This window comes from Streptomyces sp. SudanB52_2052, from assembly GCF_964272415.1.
Lineage (GTDB): Bacteria > Actinomycetota > Actinomycetes > Streptomycetales > Streptomycetaceae > Streptomyces > Streptomyces olindensis.
The window spans coordinates 4,228,366-4,245,377 of record NZ_OZ186796.1; the positions used below are offsets into that span (position 1 = coordinate 4,228,366).

Genomic DNA, 17,012 nt, shown 5'->3' on the forward strand with positions numbered 1-17,012 from the left:
GGCCGCCGCGACCGCGGCTCCCCTCTCCTCCGCCAGCCGCAGCGCCGGCCGTGAAGCCCCGCTGGGGACCGGAGCCGCGGTGCGGCGTCGTGATCGGGGGCGGCGACCTCAGGCCATGGCCAGGACGGCTGAGACCAAGGCCCGCAGGCAGACGCGCTCGGCTTCCTCGTCCGGCAGGGAGAGGTGCTGCATCGTCAGTCCGTCGAAGCCGGCCAGGAAGAACCTCGCGATCGTCTCGGCGGGCTGGCCGAGCTGGTGACCGGTGCGTTCGGCGGCCTGGTCGACCAGTTTCGTCGTCACTGCCAGGACCTCGCTGTAGTGGCTCTGAAGAGCCTCCTTCAGGTGTGGCGTACGCATGGCGAACATGCTCAGCTCGGTGAGCAGCTGGTGCGAGGCGGGCTGTTCGAGCACGGTCCGCCAGAGCGCTTCGGCGAGCGTGACGATGGTTTCCTCGAAGCTCGCGTCCGGGGGCGCGGCTTGTGTCACCTGGGTGATCAGGTCGTGCGTGAGCTGTTCCATGACGGCCCGGTACAGCTCCTCCTTCGTGCCGAAGGTGTAGTGCACGGTCGCCTGTGCCACGCCGAGCTCGGTGGCGATGGCGCGGGTGCTGCCGGCGGCGACGCCCTCCCTGGCCATGAGGGCGATGGCCGCCTTGATCAGTTGGGGGCGGCGCTCCGCCGCGGACACATGAGCCATGACACGATTCTATCCGACTCAGTCTGTCGATCAGGTCGCTCGACAAGGCCAGGAACCGCCGCCTGTCAGAGGGCGATCCTCGATGCCTCGGAACGGAGCAGGACGTCCGGGGTGGTCATGAGGTGCGCCCACCGGCTCTGGACCGGGCGGAACTCGAAGGTGTTGGTGACGTCCTGGAGCGGGGCGAATCCGGTGCCGGTGTCGACGCGGCGCTTGAGGGGTTCGATCTCCCTGACGGTCCAGACCGAGTCGGTCTTGAGGGGGCCGAGGGTGCGGTTGCGCTCGGCGTAGGTCTTGCCGACGGTGGCGACGCCGTGGTGGTCGGTGACCTCGATGGCGCCGGCGACCCACTCGGCGTACCGGTCGGTGCGGGAGATGACGTTCCACACCCGCCCGAGGGGGCGGCGATGACGGCCTGTTCGGATCGTGGTCCCTGCCGCGCTCATCACGTGTGCCGGCGTCTTCGGCGCAAGCTCGACGACCGCTTCACCGTGCCGGGCACCGAGTCCCAGCCGCGTGGGCACGTTTCGGCAGGACACTGCCCGCAGCCCAGCCCCCGGAGCGGGCGCCCAGCTCGTCTTCACGGCCCCTGAGGGACACCGCGTCACGGACGCCCCGTACCTAGCGGCCAGGCCGGATCCGAGGCGGTGGTCGCGAAGGCGCCCCAGATCAAAGCCGTGGTAGGCCCAGGCCTTTCCGTGGCTGTCCCGGCCGACCGGAGCACGGCGATCGTGCAGGTGCAGTACTCGGTGCAGCGGGCCGAGGTACGCCCCTCGTCCCTGGACGTGATCGAACGGGCGGCCGAGAAGAGCGGGCTCAGGACCTCAGTCGGCGGCAGTGCATACGGCAGCAACGGCGCGCCCCCAGGCCCGTCATCCGGCCTCTGCCCAAGCGGTGGGTGATCGAGCGGACCACGCCGGCGAGCCGGCCGCGCTCCGCTACGGGATCGTGCCGGACGGGTGGTGATTCGCCACCCACCAGGCGGCGACCCGGGCGCGGGAGCGGAATCCGAGCTTGGCCAGGATGTGCTCGATATGGCGGTCCACCGTGCGCGGTGCACAGGCCGAGCGCCGAGGCGATCTGCCGGTTGCTCATGCCCTCGGCCACCAGCGCGGCCACCTCCTTTTCCCGGGGTGTCAGGGGACATGAGTGGGCAGCTGAGGCACTGCGCCCGGCGTCGGCCGACGCCGCCCGGGCCAATTCGACGGCACAGGCGCCTGGCGCCGACGGACCGCGCGGTGAGAGGAGCCGCCTGACGGTGTCGCCGATGCCTCGTCCAGGGCCTCGCGTGGTCCGAGAAGCGCTGTCACGTTCCCCTGCAGTCCCTGGCCCTTCGCCTCACTCACCGGCCCACGACGAGTCTCCGCACACAATTCCTTCACTCGACCACGTCAAATAACCTAGTCAGGCGACATTGTCACTCGACAATGTCTGCCTGTAGGTTGGCGGCCATCGCTTGCCAGCCGTGATCGAAAGGCACGCTCATGTCCCCTGCGCCCCTGTCCGAAACCGAGCCGATCCCCGAGCGCCCGGCTCTTCCCCTGATCGGCCATGCACTCGACATCCCCGGCGGGGCCGAAGGTCTCGCCTATGTCATGAAGGAGGCCAAGGAGCTGGGGCCGCTGTTCAAGCTCCGGATCTTCGGCACCGAGATCAACTTCGTCTCCGGCCTGGATCTCGTCTCCGAACTGGCGGACGAGAGCAGGTTCCGCAAGAACGTTCACCCCGACCTCGTGATCCTGCGGGAGATCGGCGGAGACGGGCTGTTCACGGCCTATGGCGACGAGCCCAACTGGCGCAAGGCGCACGACGTCCTGATGCCGGCGTTCTCCCTGGGCGCGATGCGGGGTTACCACGCGACGATGCTCAAGGTCGCCCGTGAGCTGATCGCCAAGTGGGACCGGGCGGCCGGGGAGCTTGCGGTGGACGTGGCCGCCGACATGACCCGGCTGACCTTCGACACGATCGGGCTGTGCGGCTTCGGCTACGACTTCGAATCCTTCCGCCGTGATGAGCCGCATCCCTTCATCACGGCGCTTGCGAGGGCACTGGACTTCGCTCAGGCCAAGGGCGAGTCCATCCCCGGGGCCGAGTTGTTCCAGTGGAAGAAGGCGGAGCAGTTCCGCAACGACGTCACCCTGATGAAGGACCTGGTCGACGATGTGATCCGGCAGCGCAGGGCGGACGGCGACCAGAGCACCGACGACCTGCTGGGCCGGATGCTGCACACTCGCGACGAGGTCACCGGCGAGCCCCTGGACGACGTCAACATCCGCTACCAGGCGATCACCTTCCTCATCGCCGGCCATGAGACCACCAGTGGCCTGCTGTCGTTCGCTCTGTACTACCTGACCAAGCACCCCGCGGTGCTGGCCCGCGCCCAGGCGGAAGTGGACGCCCTGTGGGGCGATACGGCCGACCCCGACCCGCAGTACGCGGACATCGGCAAGCTCACCTACGTCCGCCAGATTCTCAACGAGAGCCTGCGGCTGTGGCCCACGGCGCCGTCGTACGCGGTCGAGCCCCTGGCCGACACGGTCATCGGCGGCAAGTACGCCGTGCGCCAGGGCGAGTCGCTGATGGTGCTGATCCCTCAGCTGCACCGGGATCCCGCCTGGGGGGACAACGTCGAGCTGTTCGACCCGGAGCGGTTCTCAGCCGAGCGGGAGGCCGCACGCCCGGTCCACCTGTTCAAGCCGTTCGGCAACGGCGAACGGGCCTGCATCGGCCGCCAGTTCGCGCTGCACGAGGCGACGCTCGTCCTCGCCCTGCTGATCCACCGGTTCCGCCTGATCGACCACACCGACTACCAGCTCAAGATCAAGCAGTCCCTCACCCTCAAGCCCGACAACTTCACCCTGAACCTGGCCCGACGCGACAGCGGCGAGCGCCGCCTGCCCACAGCCACCGCTATCGGCGCACCCGCTGAACGAGCGCGGCCCGCCGCCCGGCGTGCGGCCGGTACGACACTGAGCGTGCTGCACGGTTCCAATCTCGGGACCTGCTCCGGCATCGCCGCTGACCTCGCCGTGGACGGTGACGAGCACGGCTTCGCCACCGCCGTCGCCCCCCTCGACGACGCCGTGGGCGAACTCACCGCCACCGGCGGCCCGGTGGTGATCGTCGCCGCCTCCTACAACGGCAGGCCCACCGACGACGCCGCCCGGTTCGTGTCATGGCTGGAGGAGTTGGAGCCCGGCTCGCTCGACGGCGTCCCCTACGCGGTGCTCGGCGTCGGCGACCGCAACTGGGCCGCCACCTACCAGCGCATCCCGACGCTCATCGACGAGCGGCTCGCCGCCGCCGGTGCGACGCCCCTGCTGGAGCGGGGCGCCGCCGACGCCGCGGGGGACTTCGCCGGCACCGTCGACCGGTGGACCGGCGACCTGTGGAACGCTCTGCTGGAGAAGTACGGGAGCCCGGTGCAGGCCGGCGCCGAACCGACCGGACAGAGCGGCGAAGCCGACGCCGACCAGGGGCTGTACGAGCTTCAGGACGCAACGGAGTCGGTCACCGGCCCGCTCGCGGCACGGCACGGCGTACAGCCGATGGAGGTGCTGGACGCCTACGAACTGGTCGACATGGACCACCCGCTCGGTCGCTCCAAGCGCTTCATCCGGCTGCGGCTGCCCGACGGCGTCACCTACCGCACCGGCGACCACCTCGCGGTGCTCCCGCGCAACCCGGCCGCCCTCGTGCAGCGGGTCGCCGACCGCTTCGGCCTCGACCTGGACCGCACCGTACGGCTGAAGGCGCGCCGCCGCAGCCGGGGCGCGCTGCCCGTCGACCGTCCGCTGACTCTGCGTCAACTCCTCACGGAATTCGTGGAGCTGCAGGACACCGCAACCCGGGAGCAGGTCGCCGTACTCGCCGAGCACACCGCCTGCCCGCCGGAGCACCGCCCCCTTGCGGAACTCGCCGAGGCGAAGCCCGACGTCTTCCGCGAGCAGGTCACCGACGCCGGGTGCAGCCTCCTGGACCTGCTGGAGCGCTACCGGGCCTGCGAGCTGCCGTTCGAGCACTTCCTGGAACTGCTGCCCGTGCTGCGCCCGCGCCACTACTCGATCTCCTCGTCCGCCGCGGCCGCGCCCGGTGAGGTGGACCTGATGGTGTCGCTCCTCAAAGCCCCGCACCGCAGCGGTGAGGGCACCTTCCACGGCATCGCCTCCCACTACCTGCAGACCGTCAGCGCGGGCGACACCCTCCAGGCGCGCGTGCTCCCCTGCAGCGAAGCCTTCCGTCTGCCGCAGGACCCGGCCGTCCCCGTGATCCTGATCAGCGCGGGCACCGGAGTGGCACCCTTCCGCGGCGCCGTCCTCGACCGGCTGCACGGCAAGGCGACCGGGACACTGCTGTGCTACTTCGGCTGCGACCACCCGGACGTCGACTTCCTCCACCGCGAGGAATTCCAGGCGGCCGAGGACGCCGGAGCCGTCAGCCTGCGCCCCGTCTTCAGCCACGCCCCCGAGGACGGCGTCCGCTTCGTCCAGGACCGCATCGCCAAGGAGAGCGCCGAGGTCTGGTCGGTCCTGCGGGCCGGAGGACGGGTGTACGTCTGCGGCGACGGGCGCCGTATGGCCCCCGGCGTACGCAAAGCGCTCCAGGCCGTCTACCGCGAGCACACCGGAGCCGACGCCGACGAGGCCGCCGCCTGGCTGACCGCCATGACGGAGTCCGGCACGTACGTCGAGGACGTCTGGGCCGGCTGACGCCGGTCGGCGCGCACTCCGCACATCAATGACCAAAGCCTTGCATCAGTGACCACACCCTTGCACCAGTGACCAAAGGACAGATCATGACCGATACGCAGAGCACTGCGGCCGCAGACCACCGCGGGAGCCGCACCACCGATGTCGTGGTGATCGGTGCGGGGCTGGCCGGTCTGACGGCGGCGCGGGAACTCGTCGCGGCGGGCAAGTCGGTGGCCGTGCTGGAGGCCCGCGACCGGGTCGGCGGCCGACTGCTCAACCACGACCTCGGCGACGGCCAAGTGACTGAGGTCGGCGGGCAGTTCGTCGGCCCGACGCAGGACCACATCCTGGCGCTGGCCAAGGAGGTCGGCGTGGCCACGTACCAGGCCGCCGTCCCCGGCGAGACCGTCTACGTCAACGACGGCAGGGCCAAGCGGTTCACCGGGCACACCCCGCCGGACCTGTTCGCGCTGCCGGACATGGGTATCGCCCTGGCCCGGATCGGCCAGGCCGCGGCCAAGGTGGACCCGGCCGCCCCGTGGCAGACCCCCGACGCCCGCGAACTGGACGGCATGACCTACGAGACCTGGCTGCGCAAGGCCGAGATCACCGGCGACGCCGTCGACATGATCAACCTCTTCCTCAACTCCGCCTACGGCGGCGAAGCCCGCGACGCCTCCGCCCTGTTCAGCCTCTGGTACGTCTCCACCTTCGGCAACGAGACCAACCCCGGCACCATGGAACGCGGCACCGGCACCACCGGCGGCGCCCAGGACAGCCGGTTCGTCGGCGGCTCCCAACTGGTCGCCCAGCGCCTCGCCGAGGAACTCGACGGCCGGGTCCACCTGTCGGCGCCGGTGCGGCGCATCAGCCAGGACTCCACCGGTGTCACCGTGGTCTCCGACGCCGGCGACTGGCGGGCCGACCGAGTGATCGTCGCCGTACCGCCGCTGGTGGCCTCACGGATCGTGTGGGACCCGCTGCTGCCGGCCCAGCAGGACCAGCTCTTCCAGCGGCTGCCGTTCGGCACCCTCATGAAGTGCGTGGCCGTCTACGACAAGCCGTTCTGGCGGGAGGACGGGCTGTCCGGCATGGGCCTGCTGCGCGGCGGCTCCCCCATACGCGAGATGTTCGACAACACCCCGCCCGACGGCGGACCCGGCGTGCTCATGGGCTTCCTCGGCGGCAAGGAATGGCGCAAGTGGGCCCACCGCCCGGCCGCCGAACGCCGCGGCGCCGTGCTGCGCTGCTTCGCCCAGGTCGTCGGGGACCGCGCCTTCGACACCATCGACTACGTCGAGCAGGACTGGACCGCCGAGCAGTGGACCCAGGGCGGCCCCACCTCCGTCGCCGCCCCCGGCGTGCTCACCGACTTCGGCCAGTGGATGGGCCGCCCCCACGGCCACGTGCACTGGGCGGGCGCCGAGTTCTCCCCGTACTGGAACGGCTACATGGACGGCGCTGTCCGCTCCGGCCGGACGGCGGCCGCCGAACTCCTCGACCGCGACTGAGCCCAAGAGGCACCGACAAGAGAGGGAAACCACCCATGAACCACTACGTCGTCACCGAGACCGCCGTCATCGACGCCCCCCTCGGGCGGGTGTGGGACATCATCTCCCGCACCGACCGGTACGCCGAGTGGGTCGCCGGCGCCATCGAGGTCACCGACCACCACGGCGTCGCCACCGTCGGCAAGACCTACGCCGAGCGCAACCGCACCCTCGGCCCCCTCAAGACCGACTCGGTCTGGACCGTCAGGGAGATCGAACCCCTCAAGCGCCGCGTCGACACCGGCACCGGATTCGCCCCGCTCCAGGACGTCACCAACACCTTCGAGTTCCGCCCGGTCCAAAGCCCGGACGGCCGGGACACGACCGAAATGACCTACCAGGTGGAGTACACCATCCCCCTCGGCCCACTGGGCCTGCTCCTCGACTCCATACAGCAGCCCGCGATGCGCGCCGGCATGCGTACGTCCATGGCCAACCTCAACACCCTGATCCGATCGGAGGACTCGGGCACCGGCCGACGGTGACGCGGGAGCAGCGGTCGCCCGCCGCTTGCGGGCCGGGGTCCTCGCCGCCCCTGGCCCTCCCGCCCCGCCCCTCCCCTCCTCCTGCTCTCCCCTGCCCTTCCGGAAGGTCCATCCCCTTCTCAGAAAGCCGAGGTTCACATCATGTCCACCACCATGCTGGCCGGACGCCTCCACCTGGACACCCGCACCTTCGCGGTCGAAGAGGTCCCCGTTCCCGTCCCCGGTCCCGGAGAGGTGCTGATCGAGGTCAGGGCCGCCGGAGTGTGCCTGTCCGACGTCCACCTGATCGACGGCAGCCTCACCCCTGCCTTTCCTGTCGAGGCGGTCACCCGTTCGGGCGCGGTCACCCTCGGCCACGAAGTCGCGGGCGTCATCCACGCGCTGGGCCCCGGCCTGTTGGGGGACTGGGCCCCCGGCATGCGCGTCGCCCTGCAGGCCGGCCAGGCGTGCGGAGCCTGCACCGACTGCATGCGCCGCTCCCCCTGTCCACGGCCGCTCACGCGCGGCGTCGACTACGACGGCGGCTGGGCCGAGTACGCCGTCGCCCGGGAGGACACCCTCGCCCCCATCCCCGACCACCTGCCCTTCGACCAGGCCGCCATCATCCCCGACGCGGTCTCCACCCCGTATGCCGCGATCATCGAGACCGGGGCGGTCCGGCCGGCGCAGTCCGTCGGCGTCTGGGGCGCCGGCGGTCTGGGCGCCCACGGCATCCGGCTCGCCCGCCTGGCCGGCGCCGCGCCCGTCATCGCCGTCGACCCGCTGCCCGAGGCCCGCGAACGGGCCCTCACCTTCGGCGCCGACCTCGCGCTCGACCCCGCCGACCCGGGATTCGCCGCAGCCGTGGGCCGGGCCACCGGCGGCCGCGGCCTCGACGCCGCCTTCGACTTCGCGGGTTTTCCAGCGGTCCGCGAGCAGGCTGCCGCGCTCCTGGGCGCCGGCGGTGTCCTCGTCCTGGCCGGCCTCACCCCGGAACCGCTCACCATCACCGACAGCACGTCCTTCAGCTACCGCGGCAACCAGATCCGCGGTCAGTACGGTTCCGGGCCCGAACACGTGACCCAGCTCATCCGCCTGGCCGCCGCCGGCAGGCTCGACCTGGCGTCTTCCATCACCGATCACATTCCCCTGGCCGAAGCGGCCGACGCCGTCACCCGGCTGGAGAAGAAAACCGGCAACCCGATCCGCCTCGTCCTCACCCCGTGAACCATCTACGCGTTCAATAAGGTGTCAGCATTCCGCGACCGGCACCATTCGGCCCGTCGAACACGAGGCCAACTGCCACGCTCAACACCAGCCCAACCGGCTGCCCACGCGGGGAATTCACCAATCAGTCGATCACTCAGCGAATGGCTACGAACGAGTCCGGTCACCAATTCCCGGCCGGTCGAGCCTTTCTGAGGATTACGCGTGTCGTGTGACCGTCCCTTTATCTACTTCCCATACCCAAGTCGGCGTCAGACTTGCTAGATTGACGCCCGCGCCTCCGAGACGAAGTCAGGTAGGTCTCGCAGTTCCACAGAGGCAGAATTCCCCCCTAAGCCTTGACCGAGGCTTTCTCTGGATGCCCGAAAACCGTAACGTCTGAGCCTTGCTGCTTCCAGCCACGCCCTTCGGCACCCGAACCCCCAACACATCAGAAAGCGCGCAAGTGATGAGATCCTTTCAGCGTTTCGGCCCTCCGCTGGCCGTCTCCGCCATGGCGGTCGTGCTGAGCACGCCCGGACTGGCCGCCGCCGACGAGGCGACCGGCGGCAAGGACACCACGTACTACATCTCGCTCGGTGACTCCCTGGCTTCTGGCTACCAGCCGGACGTCGACAAGGACACCGACGTCGCCTACACCGACCAGCTGTACGCGCAGCTCAAGCAGCGCACCCCCGGACTGAAGCACATACGCCTGGGCTGCACCTCCGAGACCACGGAGTCCTTCATCGACGGCGGGAAGTGCGACTACCCGGACGCCAAGTCCCAACTGGACGCCGCCCTGAAGGCCATGGCCCAGCACCAGGGCAAGGTCGCCTACGTCACCCTCAGCGTGGGCGCCAACGACATCCTCCTCAACTGCGTCACCCCGGCCCGCACCCTCGACGGCGCGTGCCTGAACAGCAAGAGCCAGACCATGGCGAAGAACCTCGCCCAGATCGCGGGCACGCTCCGCAAGGCGGGCACGGACAACACCCAGTTCGTGGGCTCGACCTACCACAACCCGTTCCTGGGAGCCTGGCTGCAGGGCCCCGCGGGGCAGCAGGCCGCCAAGGACTCGGCACCCCTGCTCAAGGCCGCCAACACCGGGATCGCCCAGGTGTACAAGTCCACCGGCTTCAAGGTGGCGGACGTGGCCGGGGCCTTCTCCTCGGACGACTTCACCACCCAGGTGAACGTGCCCGGTGCGGGCGAGGTGCCGGCCAACGTGGCCAAGACCTGCCAGCTGACCTGGGCGTGCACGAAGCAGGACCCCCACCCCAACGCCGACGGCCACAAGGTGATCGCAGGCGCCTTCGCGGCGGTTCTCGCCGAGAACGGCGCGCCCGGTGCGGGAGAGTCCCCGACCCCCAGCGAGCCGGCCACGCCCGGTGCGAGCGAGTCCCCGACGCCCAGCGAGCCGGCCACACCTGATGCCGGCGAATCCCCGGCCCCCAGCGAGTCCGCCGCCCCCGGGGCCGGCACCGACTCGGGCGCGAACAGCCCGACCGTCAACGGCGATCTCGCCGAGACCGGCGCGTCGAGCAACACTCCCGTCCTCGCGGGTGCGGGTCTCGCGGTCGTGGTGGTCGGCGCCGCCGCGGTCTACTTCGCGCGCAAGCGCCGTACAGGTGAAGAGAGCTGACCGTAGTCGGTAGACCGCCTCAAGCAGCAGGCCGCTCGCCGTGTCGCGGGCGGCCTGCTCGGCTCGGCTGCGGACGGCCGGGGTCCAGACCCCGGCCAACCGGGGGAACCGTGGGGGATCTCCGCGTACGTGATGCGGGTGACGATGCCGTGGGCCTCGAACTGGCGCAGCCTGCTGGTACAGCTTGCCGGCCCGCTCGGTTGCATCCGCCTGTTCGTCTTCTGCTGCGCCGTCCAATACCTCCTCGGCAGCCGCCTCGTCCTCGATGTCGACGCCGAAGTCCGTTGCCAGACCCGCCAGACCGGCGTCGTAGCCCTGGCCGACGGCCCGTAGTTTCCACTCTCCACCCCGGCGGTAAAGCGCACCGAAGATGAACGCGCTCACCTTGCCGGCATGCTCGATCGCGAACCGGAGCAGGTTCTCGCCGGAGCCGTCGGCCAACGTCAGCCGCAGATCGTCCAGTTCCCCGAAATGGGCTCCGTCGTACCGGCTCGCGGCCACCACGATCCGATCGATGTCGTCCGGGATCGCGGTCAGGTCGAAGCTGATCCGGTCCTTGTTGCCGCTCACCGTGGGTGTCTTGCCCAGGAGCTGCACGCTCCCGTCCAAGGCAACCGGATTGTTGTAGAAGTAGAAGTCGGCGTCACTGCGCACCTTGCCGCCTGCGTCCAGCAGCAGAACGGAGACATCCGCGTCGCCCTCACCCGTCGGGCTGCTCCAGTCCAGACTCACGATCACGGAGTCGACGCTTTCGCTGAGAGCCGCCAGACCTACGTTGGCACCCTTGATCAACTCGTACTTAACCCCCCACTCCGATAGGGCACGTCATCCGTGAATGGCCACCCCTCGCCACCTGTCGGCCGACCCGGTGTGACGCTCGGAATGGCCTTCCAGCGACCACGACTGGAGCTACGGTGCAGCCATCGCCTCCTTCCGGCCCGCCCTCACACATCGATGCATATATAGTTAATGGAACAGTTGATATCCATGGAGGTGTAGTCGATGAGCCGAACCGTGATCGACCTCGACGATCAGCTGGTCGCGGACGTGGCCAAGGCCCTCGGTACCAGCACCAAGAAGGAGACGGTGAACACCGCGCTGCGCGAGGTGCTGGAGAACCGGCGGCGGGCCCTGGCGCTCACCCGCCTGCGGGCGTCGGCGGAAGAGGGTGCCTTCGACCTCGATCTCTTCGCGGACAAGGGGAACTACCGTCGGTGAACGCCGCGCAATACCTGATCGACACCAGTGCGCTCGCCCGCATGCTGCGCGGCGACGCCGAGCAGTACGGATGGGACCAGGCGGCAGCCGCCGGGCTCATCGCCACCTGCCCCGTCACCGAGCTGGAGTTTTTCTACAGCGCGCGTTCCGCCGCCGACCGCGCACAGGGCATCGAGGACATGCGCCTGATCTTCGGCTGGGTGCCGGTTGACGACCGTGTCTACGACCGCGCCTGGCGGGTCCAGGAGGTCCTCACCCAGCGCGGACAGCACCGCAGCGCCGGGGCCGTCGATCTCGTGGTGGCCGCCACGGCCGAGTTGCAGGGACTGACGCTGCTGCACCGCGACCGGGACTTCGAGTGCATCGCCGCTGTCACCGGCCAGGCGCTTCAGTGGTACGGCCCCGAAGCCGGCAAATGAACCAAGGGCGAGCGCCTGCGCTCCGAGGAAGCCGCAGTCATCGGCCTGGCAGTGCACAACGGGTTTCACCCGAGTTTTGTACACACGCGAAGGCGTTCCCCGACAGACGTCTGACCGAGCCCAGCCGAACACAGCGCCCGTTCGTGTACACGCTCTGCCCACCGGCCGTCGCGCCCCGTGCCCACAGCGTGCCCGTAAGTGCGGACAACCACGGTCAACAGCGGTGCGATCCGCCCCGCACGACCACCCCCGGAAGAAAGCATCTGCGCAGGTCGGAGCCGCAGAGCGCCCACAAGCGCCGTCGCTTCCCAAGCTGAGAGCGCGAGTTCGATTCTCGTCACCCGCTCCACGTGAAACCCCCAGGTCTGAGACCCGGGGGTTCTTTGTTGTCCAGACCGGTGGGCAGGTCGCGCACCACAACCGCACCATTAGCTCTCGGCAGCCTCCTCGCTGTGGTGCGCGGGGTCGTCCCTGTGGCACTTCGCACGCTCGGCGCGCACCAGGTCGTCGAGCCCGGCGGCCACCTCCCGCTGCCGCTCCTCGTCGGAGTGCTGATAGATCAGCGCGGCCTTCTCGGAGGACTGCCCGGCACGCACCATCGTGTCCTTGAGGGTGGCGCCGGAGCGGGTCGAAAGGGTGTGCCCGGTGTGACGGAGATCGTAGAAGCGGAAGCCGTCCGGGAGTCCGGCGACCGCGCGAGCCCGGCGCCACTCGGGCGGGGCGTGCTCAGGCGGGCCGGGTGGAGGCTCGTAGTTCGATCTCGTATCCGCCCTGTGGGGTGGGTTCGGCGGTGAGGGTGCCGTCGAGCAGTTCGGCGCGTTCTCTCAGGCCGATCAGGCCGTGCTGGGCGCTGGGCAGGGCGACGGACGGGCGGGTGGGGGCGGTGTTGGTGACGGTGACGCCGAAGTGGTGCGCGTCATGCCACAGGCGCACCTCGGCACGGGCGCCCGGGGCGTGCTTGCGGACGTTCGTGAGGGCTTCTTGGACCGTGCGGTAGACGGTGCGTTGGGCGGTTGTGCTGGTGCCGGGCGGGAGCTCGCCGGTCAGCGTGGTCTCGATGCCGCTGTTGGCGATCAGCTGCTGGAGGTCGGCGAGGGTGGGCTGCGGGGTGAGTTCGGTGTCCTTGCCGCCGGAGGCGCGGAGCAGGGTGACCATGTGGCGGAGTTCGTCGAGGGTGTTCACGCTCAGGGTGCGGATGGTGCGGGCGGCGTCGCGGGCGTCCGGGTCCTTGGCGGCGACCTGCAGGGCTCCGGCCTGTACGGCGATGAGGCTGACCTGGTGGGAGACGACGTCGTGCATCTCGCGGGCCAGTTGGGCGCGTTCACGGGCGAGGACGGTCTGGGCGTACAGGGCGCGTTCGTGTTCGCGGGCCACTTCGACCTCGACGAGTTGGCGGGCCAGGTCGTGTCTGGCCTGCACGAGCTGGCCGCACAGGATCGGAACGAAGGCCATGGCCAGCGTGTAGACGAACTCGATGAGCGTCCAGGTCCGGTCGCCGGGAAAGGTGTCGCCGGAAAACGTGTCGGACAGGGGCCAGGCGAGGGTGGTCGCCGCCGCGTTCAGCAGGGCGCATCCGGCCATGAGCGGGCGGTTACGGGTGCGCGTGGCCAGTGTGTACAGGGCGGCGATCGGCGCGACTGCCACGTCCATGAACAGGGTCATGGGCAGTGTCAGCAGGAAGACGGGCAGGGGAAGGCGCCTGCGCAGGAACAGTCCGGCGCAGCCGAGGGCGGCGCAGGCCCACATGAACGCTGACGCCTCGCCGTAGAGGTTGATCCAGGCGTCGAGGGCGGCGAGCACGACGAGGCCCGCGTCGACGGCCCAGAGGGGCACCCGCCGCCACTGTGCCTGACCCGTGTTCATCGTCCGTTGCTCCGTGCCGTGTTGGCGTCGTCGCCGCTGAGCAGTCCGGCCCGCTCCGCCAGGAGCGCCGCCTGGACGCGGCTGGAGACCCGGAGCTTGGTCAGGATCGAGCTGACGTGGTCCTTGACGGTGCCCGCGCTCAGGTGGATGCGGGTGCCGATGTCGGCGTTGGACAGTCCTTCCGCGATCAAAACGAGGACGTCACGTTCGCGGTCGGTGAGCAGGTTCACGCGCGCCACGTCCGCGTCGTGGGGCGTGTCCCGTCCAGGATGGCCGCGCAGCAGGGCCCGCGAGGCTTTCGGGGACATCACCACCCCGCCCGCGGCCAGGGTGCGTACGAGGTGGGCGAGTTGTTCGGGCTCGGTGTCCTTGAGCAGGAAGCCCGCGGCTCCCGAGCGCAGCGCGGTCAGGATGTACTCGTCGGTGTCGAAGGTGGTCAGCATGGCCACCGTCGGCGGCTCGGGCAGCGTCTGGATCTCCCTCAGGACGGTCAGGCCGTCCACGTCCGGCATGCGGATGTCGAGGAGCACGACGTCCGGATGCTCACGCCGGATCACGTCGGCGGCCTGCTCTCCTTCCGCGGTCGCCACGACCTGGATGTCGTCGGAGGCATTCAGGATCAGCTGGAACCCGGACCGCACCAGCGCCTCGTCGTCCACCACCACTACCCGGATCACCGGCGTTCCGCCTCACACTCGTCTGCTCTGTCCAGCTTCTCGGCGACCAGTACACCCCGCATCGGGGCGTCCGCATACTCGTATGCTGATCGCACGCTGCCGACAGTACGTCCGGCCGGACGCGCGACGGTGCGGCCGCTGTAGGCTCCCGCCACCCGGCAGGTCGGTTCCAGCCGTTCGGGGGGAGCGCTCCGGCCCGTCGGCGGGCGGGTGAGCGAGGTCCGGCGGATGGTGTCGGCGGTTCTCGTCCGGTGGGATCGGTCCGTCAGCCCGACCAGAGTCTGTCGGCCGCAGTCGATTTCCGAACCCTTCGAGGATCACCCAGCCATGCCCGAGTCGTACCTTCGTCAGCCTGTCCGTGCTCTGCGCCGTTGTGCGGCGCAGCCCCATGTGCTGTTCGGGGGCGTGTACGGGGCGGTACTGGCCAGCTCCATGGTGGCCGCCCTGACAGAGCAGGGTGAGACGGCGCCCGCCGACCGGTTCAGCAGCGCCCAGTGGCTCCTGATCACGGCCGCCGCGTCGGCCTTGGCGCACGGTTACGCACATCTGATCGCCCTGCGCGGCGACCGGACCCATCACGGTGTGCGCGCCGCGGTGCGGCTGTTGCTGTCCGAGTGGCCGTTGGTGGTGGCGACGGTGCCGACGGTGGTCCTGCTGCTCGGCGCGGGCTGGGGGTGGTGGCCCTCGGCGGGCATCGAATACGTGGCCTTCGCCGTGAACGTGGTGCTGCTGTTCGTCTGGGGCCTGCTCGCGGCCCGCGCTGCCGGTCGCACGTGGAGTTCCGCCTTGATGATCGGCACCGTTGACTCGTTGCTCGGGCTGACGGTCGTGGTGGCCAACGCCGTCATCAAGTAGGCGGTTGGCCGTCCGGGCCCGCCGGCCGGCCGCCGCGGCGCTGTTCCGCCGGTCGGCGGGGCGGTACCGGCCGGTCGGCGGGGGCGTTACCGAAGCCTGCCGGATGGTCCGCCTCCTGACGGGCACGCGAGATTCGCCGTATGACACAGACACAGCCGCCACAGGAGACGACGGCTCCGCAGGAGAACTCGCCTCCGCCGCCCCGAACCTCCCCCGAGTCCGCCGCGCCGGCCTCGCCCGGTCCCTCGATGGGACGCCTCGTCGGGGTGGACCTGGCCCGCGCACTGGCGGTGTTCGGCATGTACGTCGTGCACATCGGCCCCCCGCTGTCCGCCACGAGCGGCGTCGGCAGCTGGATCCGGTACATATCGGATGGTCACTCGTCGGTCCTGTTCGCCACCCTCGCCGGGTTCTCCCTGATGCTGCTCGCCGGCCGCCGCGAGCCCAAGACCGGCCTGGCCGGCCGGCAGGCGAAGGCCCGCATCGTGATCCGCGCCGTGATCCTGCTGGCACTGGGCACCGTGATGGCGATGGAGTTCGGAGGAGTGATCATCCTCGGCTTCTACGGGGTCTACTTCCTCCTCGCCCTGCCCCTGGTCCGCCTGAGCGCCAGGGCCCTCGCGATCCTCGCGGCCGTGCTCGCCCTCGTCACACCGCAGCTGGCGTTCCTCCTGAACTCGCTGCTGACGTCGTCGGTCCAGGAGAGCATCAACGCCTACGACCCGCTCCGACGCCTCAGCGAGGTGGGCGTCCTCGATCTGCTGCTCACCGGCTTCTACCCGGCGCTCACCTGGATGTCGTTCGTGATCGCGGGCATGGCCCTGGGCCGCCTCGACCTGTCCTCCGGCACCGTTCAGAAGCGCCTGGCCGCCTTCGGTGCCGCCCTCACGGCGGTCGCGTACGGCATGTCCCTGCTGCTGGCCGGCAAGGGCGCGTTGAAGAGCCTCGCGGAAGGCGGGTCGTCGTCCGGCGGCTCCGGATCAGTGCCCCTCGACAGCGGGTCCCTGCCCGACATGCCGGCGTCGTTGCTCCTCAAAGCCGGGCCGCACAGCGGCACCACGTTCGACATCATCGGCAGCGTCGGAGTCGCGATCCTCGTGATCGTGGGCGCGACCGTGCTGATGGACCGTCTGCCGCGACTACGCCGCCTGGCGAAACCGGTCATCGCCGTGGGCACCATGTCGCTGACCGCCTACGTCGGCCACTTCGTCATACAGCCCATGCTGCCCGTGCCCGCCGGGACCGGCATCCAGCAGTCCTGGGTGCCCCTGATCATGTTCGTCCTCGGGGCGATCGTGTTCGCCACCATCTGGTCCCGCTTCTTCCGCCGCGGCCCTCTCGAGTCCCTGCTCAACGCCGCCACCAAGCCGGCCAAGTACATCCGGTGAGGTCCGGCCGGGGTGGGACGCCTGCACGTCCCGCCCCGGCCTGGACGGCCTGCCCGGCCCGCAAGGGGGATCGCCCTTGCGGGCTTCGGCCGTGGTCCCGGCCGACCGCTGTCAGCTCCGTCTGTCGCCGACCGGCCGTCCATGGGCAGGGTCCGTGCGACTGCGGGACATGCGTGGCATGCGTGGGCGTGATCCCCGGCGCGGCCCCGGGCAACGGCTGGTGCGGGTCAGGAGGCGGTGGCCGCCGGTGCAGCTGAGACCACGACGGCCACCCAGGCAGGTATGGAGACTCGCGGTGTCGCACCGGGCAACGCCGGGGAAACCCATCCGGTCGTGGACA

14 protein-coding genes and 2 pseudogenes are annotated in these 17,012 nt (G+C 70.0%); 10 read left to right on the top strand and 6 right to left on the bottom strand.

The features are described from left to right. Positions 1-108: 108 nt before the first annotated feature. Positions 109-696 carry a TetR/AcrR family transcriptional regulator gene (locus ACSUPV_RS18690; RefSeq protein ID WP_037765226.1) on the bottom strand — a complete coding sequence of 196 codons (588 nt, stop codon included), beginning with the start codon at positions 694-696 and terminating at the stop codon, positions 109-111. 65 nt (positions 697-761) lie between these two features. Continuing rightward, complete coding sequence (locus ACSUPV_RS18695; protein WP_436947856.1) at positions 762-1,085, bottom strand: hypothetical protein; 324 nt, start codon at positions 1,083-1,085, stop codon at positions 762-764. Between the two features lie 1,095 nt (positions 1,086-2,180). On the opposite strand from ACSUPV_RS18695, the gene ACSUPV_RS18700 reads away from it, so the two are divergent. From ACSUPV_RS18700 to ACSUPV_RS18725, 6 genes are all read left to right on the top strand, one after another. Beyond that, positions 2,181-5,405, top strand: a complete 3,225-nt coding sequence (locus ACSUPV_RS18700; protein WP_037765228.1) for a bifunctional cytochrome P450/NADPH--P450 reductase — start codon at positions 2,181-2,183, stop codon at positions 5,403-5,405. An 86-nt stretch (positions 5,406-5,491) separates the two neighbouring features. Then, on the top strand, positions 5,492-6,898 hold the full coding sequence (locus ACSUPV_RS18705) for a flavin monoamine oxidase family protein (protein ID WP_382613679.1): 1,407 nt from the start codon (positions 5,492-5,494) through the stop codon (positions 6,896-6,898). A 35-nt stretch (positions 6,899-6,933) separates the two neighbouring features. Then, positions 6,934-7,422 (top strand): SRPBCC family protein, encoded by a 489-nt coding sequence (locus ACSUPV_RS18710; protein ID WP_436947857.1) that lies wholly within the window; start codon positions 6,934-6,936, stop codon positions 7,420-7,422. Positions 7,423-7,563: 141 nt separating this feature from the next. Then, complete coding sequence (locus ACSUPV_RS18715; RefSeq protein WP_436947858.1) at positions 7,564-8,628, top strand: zinc-binding dehydrogenase; 1,065 nt, start codon at positions 7,564-7,566, stop codon at positions 8,626-8,628. A 493-nt stretch (positions 8,629-9,121) separates the two neighbouring features. Next, positions 9,122-10,252 (top strand): GDSL-type esterase/lipase family protein, encoded by a 1,131-nt coding sequence (locus ACSUPV_RS18720; protein ID WP_436949912.1) that lies wholly within the window; start codon positions 9,122-9,124, stop codon positions 10,250-10,252. A 129-nt stretch (positions 10,253-10,381) separates the two neighbouring features. Then, positions 10,382-10,585, top strand: coding sequence for a hypothetical protein (locus ACSUPV_RS18725; RefSeq protein WP_382613670.1), 204 nt, complete (start codon positions 10,382-10,384; stop codon positions 10,583-10,585). 3 nt (positions 10,586-10,588) lie between these two features. On the opposite strand, the pseudogene ACSUPV_RS18730 reads toward ACSUPV_RS18725, so the two are convergent. Next, positions 10,589-10,990 (bottom strand): annotated as a pseudogene (locus ACSUPV_RS18730) (TerD family protein); the annotation flags it as partial. A 264-nt stretch (positions 10,991-11,254) separates the two neighbouring features. On the opposite strand from ACSUPV_RS18730, the gene ACSUPV_RS18735 reads away from it, so the two are divergent. Next, positions 11,255-11,470, top strand: a complete 216-nt coding sequence (locus ACSUPV_RS18735; protein WP_382613668.1) for a type II toxin-antitoxin system VapB family antitoxin — start codon at positions 11,255-11,257, stop codon at positions 11,468-11,470. Beyond that, positions 11,467-11,889, top strand: a complete 423-nt coding sequence (locus tag ACSUPV_RS18740) for a PIN domain nuclease (RefSeq protein ID WP_436947859.1) — start codon at positions 11,467-11,469, stop codon at positions 11,887-11,889. Before ACSUPV_RS18735 ends, ACSUPV_RS18740 begins: the two co-directional genes overlap by 4 nt. A 428-nt stretch (positions 11,890-12,317) precedes the next feature. Here ACSUPV_RS18740 and ACSUPV_RS18745 read toward each other — a convergent pair. The 3 genes and pseudogenes from ACSUPV_RS18745 to ACSUPV_RS18755 all read right to left on the bottom strand — a co-directional run. Then, positions 12,318-12,602: pseudogene (locus tag ACSUPV_RS18745) on the bottom strand (tyrosine-type recombinase/integrase); the annotation flags it as partial. 13 nt (positions 12,603-12,615) lie between these two features. Continuing rightward, entirely contained in the window at positions 12,616-13,752 is a 1,137-nt protein-coding gene (locus ACSUPV_RS18750; protein WP_359785442.1) for a sensor histidine kinase, read from the bottom strand. Further along, on the bottom strand, positions 13,749-14,417 hold the full coding sequence (locus ACSUPV_RS18755) for a response regulator (protein WP_382613945.1): 669 nt from the start codon (positions 14,415-14,417) through the stop codon (positions 13,749-13,751). The genes ACSUPV_RS18750 and ACSUPV_RS18755 overlap by 4 nt, the downstream gene beginning before the upstream one ends. A gap of 339 nt (positions 14,418-14,756) precedes the next feature. Between ACSUPV_RS18755 and ACSUPV_RS18760 the strand changes: the two genes are divergently transcribed. Next, the gene (locus ACSUPV_RS18760; protein ID WP_436947860.1) at positions 14,757-15,284 is read left to right on the top strand and encodes a hypothetical protein; all 528 of its coding nucleotides are present in this window, start codon (positions 14,757-14,759) and stop codon (positions 15,282-15,284) included. A 140-nt stretch (positions 15,285-15,424) separates the two neighbouring features. Continuing rightward, positions 15,425-16,672, top strand: a complete 1,248-nt coding sequence (locus ACSUPV_RS18765) for a DUF418 domain-containing protein (protein ID WP_436947861.1) — start codon at positions 15,425-15,427, stop codon at positions 16,670-16,672. Positions 16,673-17,012 lie beyond the last annotated feature (340 nt).

What these genes read in the sequence shown, in the direction of transcription:
- ACSUPV_RS18750 (WP_359785442.1), bottom strand. Translation starts at nt 13,752, where the DNA reads ATGAACACGGGTCAGGCACAGTGGCGGCGGGTGCCCCTCTGGGCCGTC.
- ACSUPV_RS18710 (WP_436947857.1), top strand. Translation starts at nt 6,934, where the DNA reads ATGAACCACTACGTCGTCACCGAGACCGCCGTCATCGACGCCCCCCTC.
- ACSUPV_RS18700 (WP_037765228.1), top strand. Translation starts at nt 2,181, where the DNA reads ATGTCCCCTGCGCCCCTGTCCGAAACCGAGCCGATCCCCGAGCGCCCG.
- ACSUPV_RS18765 (WP_436947861.1), top strand. Translation starts at nt 15,425, where the DNA reads ATGACACAGACACAGCCGCCACAGGAGACGACGGCTCCGCAGGAGAAC.
- ACSUPV_RS18720 (WP_436949912.1), top strand. Translation starts at nt 9,122, where the DNA reads ATGGCGGTCGTGCTGAGCACGCCCGGACTGGCCGCCGCCGACGAGGCG.
- ACSUPV_RS18760 (WP_436947860.1), top strand. Translation starts at nt 14,757, where the DNA reads ATGCCCGAGTCGTACCTTCGTCAGCCTGTCCGTGCTCTGCGCCGTTGT.
- ACSUPV_RS18705 (WP_382613679.1), top strand. Translation starts at nt 5,492, where the DNA reads ATGACCGATACGCAGAGCACTGCGGCCGCAGACCACCGCGGGAGCCGC.
- ACSUPV_RS18715 (WP_436947858.1), top strand. Translation starts at nt 7,564, where the DNA reads ATGTCCACCACCATGCTGGCCGGACGCCTCCACCTGGACACCCGCACC.
- ACSUPV_RS18690 (WP_037765226.1), bottom strand. Translation starts at nt 696, where the DNA reads ATGGCTCATGTGTCCGCGGCGGAGCGCCGCCCCCAACTGATCAAGGCG.
- ACSUPV_RS18735 (WP_382613668.1), top strand. Translation starts at nt 11,255, where the DNA reads ATGAGCCGAACCGTGATCGACCTCGACGATCAGCTGGTCGCGGACGTG.